Origin of the sequence: Bartonella sp. AC535YNZD (assembly GCF_042196625.1) — a bacterium.
GTDB lineage: Bacteria > Pseudomonadota > Alphaproteobacteria > Rhizobiales > Rhizobiaceae > Bartonella.
Genome location: NZ_JBHIQP010000003.1, coordinates 151,689 through 157,688 on the forward strand (window position 1 = coordinate 151,689; position 6,000 = coordinate 157,688).

A 6,000-nucleotide genomic window follows, 5' to 3' on the forward strand; every position below is an offset into this window, starting at 1 on the left:
AGTGTAATTTGCAAATATAAAGCATCTAAACTGAATGAAAACTGAATGAAAAAAGAATCATTCAAGTTTTAAAGGCGCAAAGAAACAGCAAAAAATGACAAGAGTGATTGAAGCAAACGCAACAAACGTGTTAAAGAAAGAGCACCATTATGAAATTATCGCAAAAAGCTTTTGACCAGTGCCACACTGAGAAAGAAAATGATCATGGATAGCAAGATTGTTCAACAGAATGAGATTCTTCAAGATGATATTCTCATTGAAAAACACGGAAGGGGTAAATTTGAAGGTTTTCGTTTTTATGCCAACAAAAACAGTACCGATCAAATAGCTGGGAAGCAAATTTCGACAGAAATAGAGAATGAGAATTTGATTCTTGCTTTTTCCAAACGCGCGACACGTTTTTGTGCTTGTGCAAATGGAGATTTTACCCTCAGTTCTGATGGAATTGTGCGCTGGATTGGTCAACCCGTAGGACAACTTGTAGCAACAGAAGATTTTTTCAAACCAAAACTGATTGTTTTAGCAGATGAACAACTCACGGGAGAATCCCGCAATAACGTTGTGAAACGATTAGAACGCTTTGTCACCTTTCATTTTGAAACGACTTTAAAACCCCTGTTTGATTTGCGCAATGCTGATAATTTAACGGATTCAACAAACAGTCTTGCTTTACAACTTTTTAACTCTTTAGGGATTTTACCACGCCGCGAAGTCTTAGACATTGTCAAAAACCTTGCACAAGAATCACGTGCCGTTCTTCGACGTCTAGGCGTGCGTTTTGGCGCTTTTCATATCTATGTTGCCGGAATGCTTAAACCTACTCCGGTTCAAGCCATTACTCTCCTGTGGAATCTTCAAAATGCGGAACAAGATCAAACTGGTTTGGGTGAAATTTTTTCAGCATTATCTGCTGGTCGAACCTCTTTGATTGTTGATCCTACCTATAACCGCCAATTTTATCAATTAGCCGGCTACCGAATCTTAGGACAACGTGCTGTACGGATTGATATTTTAGAACGTCTTGCCAATCTCATCCGTCCCGCACTTCATTGGAAACAAGGAAGTGATCCTAAACCCGATGGAGCCTATGATGGCAAAAGTTTTTTTGTTACACCAGCCATGATGTCCATTCTTGGGGCCAATGGAAACGATATGGAAGAAATCCTCAAAGGACTTGGTTATCAATCGTACAGCATAAACAATACTGTTTTTGAACAAAATCTCTTTGCACACCAAGCCTCTTCCCCTGTCAATAGGGCAATGCAAGATGTTCCTGCAGCAGAATGCGTTGGAAGTCAATGGCAAACAATAAGCGATTTAGAAACAACACGAGAAGAAAAAAATACCTCATTCCCAAACACTTTATCCTCTAGTATTGAACAACATCTCCATAAAACCAATCGCTTACCAGCAGCTGAACCTGTTGGGAATTTTGCCAAATCCCCTCGCTCTACAGAAGAAGATAAAGTTATTTTATTATGGCATTATAAGCATCAATTTCCCCACCATGCACAAAAAAAACGTGATAAATTAGGAAATAAGTGGCAAAATAAATCGAAGAACGCTGTAAAAAAAGCGGAATACAAAAATGAAAATTCCCCTCAAGAAGCACCATCACAAGCAAAACGCTCTCATAAGTTCCACAAATCCCAAGGAAAACATGCAAATCATAAGCCCTTTCAAAAAGAAAAGCGCCTTAATCCTGATTCACCTTTTGCGAAACTAGCTGTACTACGCGATCAACTCACCAATCATAAAAACACGCACACACTTTCCTCTAAAGAGAATTAAAGTAACAAATGGAGTTTGATCTTGACCCACGTAGTAACCGACAACTGCATTCACTGCAAATATACCGATTGCGTTGAAGTCTGCCCAGTTGATTGTTTTTATGAAGGGGAAAATATGCTTGTTATTCACCCCGATGAATGCATCGATTGTGGTGTTTGCGTGCCAGAATGCCCAGCAGAAGCGATTTTACCTGATACAGAACCAGGATTAGAAAAGTGGTTAGAACTCAATCTTCATTATGCAAACAAATGGCCTAATCTAACCACCAAAAAAGATCCTCTTCCTCAAGCAAAAGAAATGGATGGTGTTCCAAATAAATTAGAAAAGTATTTTTCAGAAAATCCAGGAAGTGGCGAAGAGTAATGATAAAGTGTACACTCTCCTCCTTCAACGATTGAAAGACTTCTCTTGTAAAAATAAAAAATCCTTAAGCGAAATGATTGATTCTTTTAAATTTTGATGTTAGTGTTATTTTAACATGATCATCTTTCTAAGTATTTTTCTTTGCTTGTTATAGTAAAGCGGTGTATTTTTTTTTGATTTAAAAGTACTCGGCTTTTATGCTCACTTAATTGGTACAATATACTTGGTTAAAGAAAACTCAACCCTCAGGTTTATAACCTGTTTTCCGATACATTTGTTGATCATAAGGGAGTAAACTAAAATATGGCATCCCAACATGGAACGTCTTCCAAGACCAAAGAATTTGCAACCTCTGAATATATCGTCTACCCTACGCATGGAGTAGGACAAATTATAGCGATTGAAGATCAAGAAGTTGCAGGACATAAATTAAAGCTTTTTGTCATTCATTTCGCGAAAGATAAGATGGATGTCAAAGTCCCCATTGCAAAAGCCCTTTCCGTTGGAATGCGTAAATTATCTGCTAGTGATTCTGTTGAACGTGCCTTAAAAGTTTTACGCGGAAAAGCACGCGTTAAACGCACCATGTGGTCACGTCGTGCACAAGAATATGATGCTAAAATCAACTCAGGAGATCTTATTTGTATCGCCGAAGTGGTCCGTGATCTTTTCCGCTCTAATCTACAGCCTGAACAATCTTACTCTGAGCGCCAACTTTATACAGCTGCTCTTGAAAGAATGGCCCGCGAAATTGCGGTTATTAATAGTCTTTCTGAAACAGAAGCGATCAATCTCATAGAGATGCATCTCTCCAACAAGCCGGAACGTGAGTTTAAAACTGAGAGAGAAGAAACAGATGAAAACAGTAAAGCTGTCTACGCTGCATAATACACTCTTTCATCATAATGATGATATTTCGATAAAACCAGCGAAAAGCTGGTTTTATTTTTTAACATCCTCTCTGCCCTTAAGGACAAAGTTTCTTAACCAGCGCCAATCTATAAACAATCTAACTTTTCGACAAATTCCTCCTCCTTATTTTCTTTCTTCATAGATAACAAACTGATTAATCATCATAATCTAGCATTATTCATATTAAATTAGAATCTTGAATATGGTAAGATTTCTCATTTTAAATTGCTCTCATGTTGAAGCAATCAAATCACTTGCTTGTCAATCACAAGAGGAGCTGATCTGTGGGTAAAAACTGTATAAAAAGAGTGAGATACTGTCTCAAGCACCAAAGGATATACCAACATTGGAATCTGGCAAGATGTGTAAGGGGCGGGGGCTTGCTTTTTTATTTAAGCGTAAAGAGCATAGTGCCGTTTATACACTACACCCGAGACTTTACCATTTACCCTTCTACAAAACCATTATAACATTCAAAAACGCCGTCATAAAATGGATGCCACAAATATTGAAAAATATTCCTTTAAAAAAAGCGTGACAGTACAACATAAGCATATTTTGTATTGGGCGCTCTATTTTGCATGAGAAGCATTCCCCCCATTAAAGAACGCGATAAAAAAAACATGAACTAAAACCATCATCTCCATTCTGTAAAAGGCATTCCAAATACTTTTGAAAGCAGTAAAGCTCACTTAAAAAATAACAATAAAAATGAACGTTAGCATTGCCCTTTCAATTTCATACTTTTCCCAAATGAGGTTTCTTATTTCAGAGATTAGGAGATATACGCAATATTCTTACTCCAATCGAACACAAAAAATCTAGAATGATTCATAGAACTCTTAAAAGTCTTAATCTCTATTTCAAACAGACTTCTAAAGATTGGATATTCTCAGCAGGAATTGTCCATATATCATCTTTAATCTGATTCACGAATATGACGCAAAGGATTAATACGAACGCCTGTCAAGATAAGCAAACGCAAAGCCAATTGTGTTATGTTTTGTGTTTTACAGAGTAACTTATAAAAGGAAAGAACATCTCTCCAATCCATGGCTGGTCTATGAGTGGTTTTATGACGTTGTTTGCCTAAGAGTGCGCGTGCTTTTTTTGCTTGTAAATCAACATCCAAACCCAAAGCAACCGCATGTTTGAGACAAAGATTAAGATGCTTCAGTGCTTTATCTGCTGTTGCAGCTTTTGCATGCCAAATAGAGACAAGAATACTTCTCAGTTTGCGTAATCTCTGAAACAGGCAGACAGCCTAATTTAGGGAGAATATAAAGGCGTAAGGGTGAAAACCAATCACAAGCTTTACCATCTCCTTTTAGTTCAGCTTTACGGCTTTCAAAAGCATCTAGAGCAATATCTTTTAAGTAATGGAGATTACGCATTGCCTCACGCTTTTGTTTATCACGTTCTTTAATGAGGTCACGCCCCTCATGCAAAACAGAACACCATTAATTTGTACATTTACGGGCTTGTTTTAAAGAAACATCTCGCAAGGCACCCAAGCCCATTTCACGGCGCCGACCATGAATGGTATAACGTTAAGTCCATTGACCACCCCCATCTCTTACGTTTGTGAAGAAGCAAGCCGGCACCATCACTATATTTTCCAGCTCGTGGGTGTTGCGACAGCCCTTGGCACTTAAGACGATTCATAAGAACCATTTCTAGTCCTTTCTTATACAAATTTTATCCACACACTTATCCCGCTTATGACGTGCAAGCGAGTGGTTTTGATTGATTCTAGATAGAGAGATTTGAAAAAAGTGAATTATATATATAAATCAATATGTTGTATAGTGATTAACAGATAACAAAAAAATCATAAACTTAGGTAAGCACCACTATAAAATCATTCATAAACCAGCTATGAACTGGAAAAACGTACCGGCTTTGTAAAATACTTTGCTACCCCCACACATAACATATTTGGTTTTAAGTTTACTTATTTTTACAAGCTGTTCCCAACAAATCCCTTATATTCACAAAAATACGAAAAATATATGGAAAATTCTTAGTTCAAAAATATGAAAAGACAGCGTGATATTTATAGAAGAGTCTCATATACCTTTATCATAAAAAGCACTAAAGATTATTGAATCTGTATAGCTTTTGTCTTGTAACGGTTTTCTCTTTTCTGCTCATAAGAAAGCACGCTGATATCAGCATACACTTAACCCCAATGTTACAACAATTCTTACATTTGAAAATATTCATTATAGACATTTTTTCCTTTTTTATAGAGTTTTTACCCACATGCCAGCCCCACTTGTGACCGAAAAGCAAGTGATTGTCATTGATTCAACATAGGGAAAAATTTGAAATGAGAAAATCCTACGATAGATCTTCCATTTAAGGCGCAAAACAACAAATGATCTCTATAAATCAATGTAATGTCGATCTCTATTTTTTAAGGAGAATCACATGTCACAATATAAGTCTATAGACAAACCATTGCCTTAAATATTCTCATAAAAAACACCGTTATGCTTTATGCTTAAAGCCTTACATGGATCAACCGCCTTAAAGACGATATTTAACAGTCTAATAGGATTCTCTCTACGGTCAATAAAGATTAAGTGTGATACAAAATGATTCTATTACTGAGCTAACTTATATCAATACCCAAGCTCTTAACGAAGTCATCATAAAAGACACTGATACAAGCAATCCTTTATAGCCTCTCAAGAAAACAAGAAAATCATCTCCCACAATAGAATCATTTTTCTACAGAAAAACTTTATCCCACACATGTTTTCAAGAAAAAGTGAAAAACGCATCTTACCCAATGCATTCACTAATGAAATAAAAGAAGCTCACCACTGGAAAAGAAATAAAATGCTAAAGTTTTAACCACTAAAACGGAACGCCCACGATACATTCCCTGTTCCACATCGATAGAAGACGATGCAAGGGAACCTCAAC

The 6,000-nt window shown here is 36.8% G+C and carries 3 protein-coding genes and 1 pseudogene; 3 read left to right on the forward strand and 1 reads right to left on the reverse strand.

The annotated features are described in order from the left end of the window. The first annotated feature begins 204 nt into the window (after positions 1-204). From ACFIM8_RS03395 to ACFIM8_RS03405, 3 genes are all read left to right on the forward strand, one after another. Positions 205-1,791, forward strand: a complete 1,587-nt coding sequence (locus tag ACFIM8_RS03395) for a hypothetical protein (protein ID WP_375614516.1) — start codon at positions 205-207, stop codon at positions 1,789-1,791. 21 nt (positions 1,792-1,812) lie between these two features. Next, positions 1,813-2,154: a ferredoxin FdxA gene (gene fdxA, locus ACFIM8_RS03400; protein WP_015856977.1), complete on the forward strand. Its 342-nt coding sequence runs from the start codon at positions 1,813-1,815 to the stop codon at positions 2,152-2,154. Positions 2,155-2,457: 303 nt separating this feature from the next. Continuing rightward, positions 2,458-3,042: a CarD family transcriptional regulator gene (locus ACFIM8_RS03405; protein WP_273790499.1), complete on the forward strand. Its 585-nt coding sequence runs from the start codon at positions 2,458-2,460 to the stop codon at positions 3,040-3,042. Positions 3,043-3,948: 906 nt separating this feature from the next. On the opposite strand, the pseudogene ACFIM8_RS03410 reads toward ACFIM8_RS03405, so the two are convergent. Beyond that, positions 3,949-4,740: pseudogene (locus ACFIM8_RS03410) on the reverse strand (tyrosine-type recombinase/integrase); the annotation flags it as partial. Positions 4,741-6,000 lie beyond the last annotated feature (1,260 nt).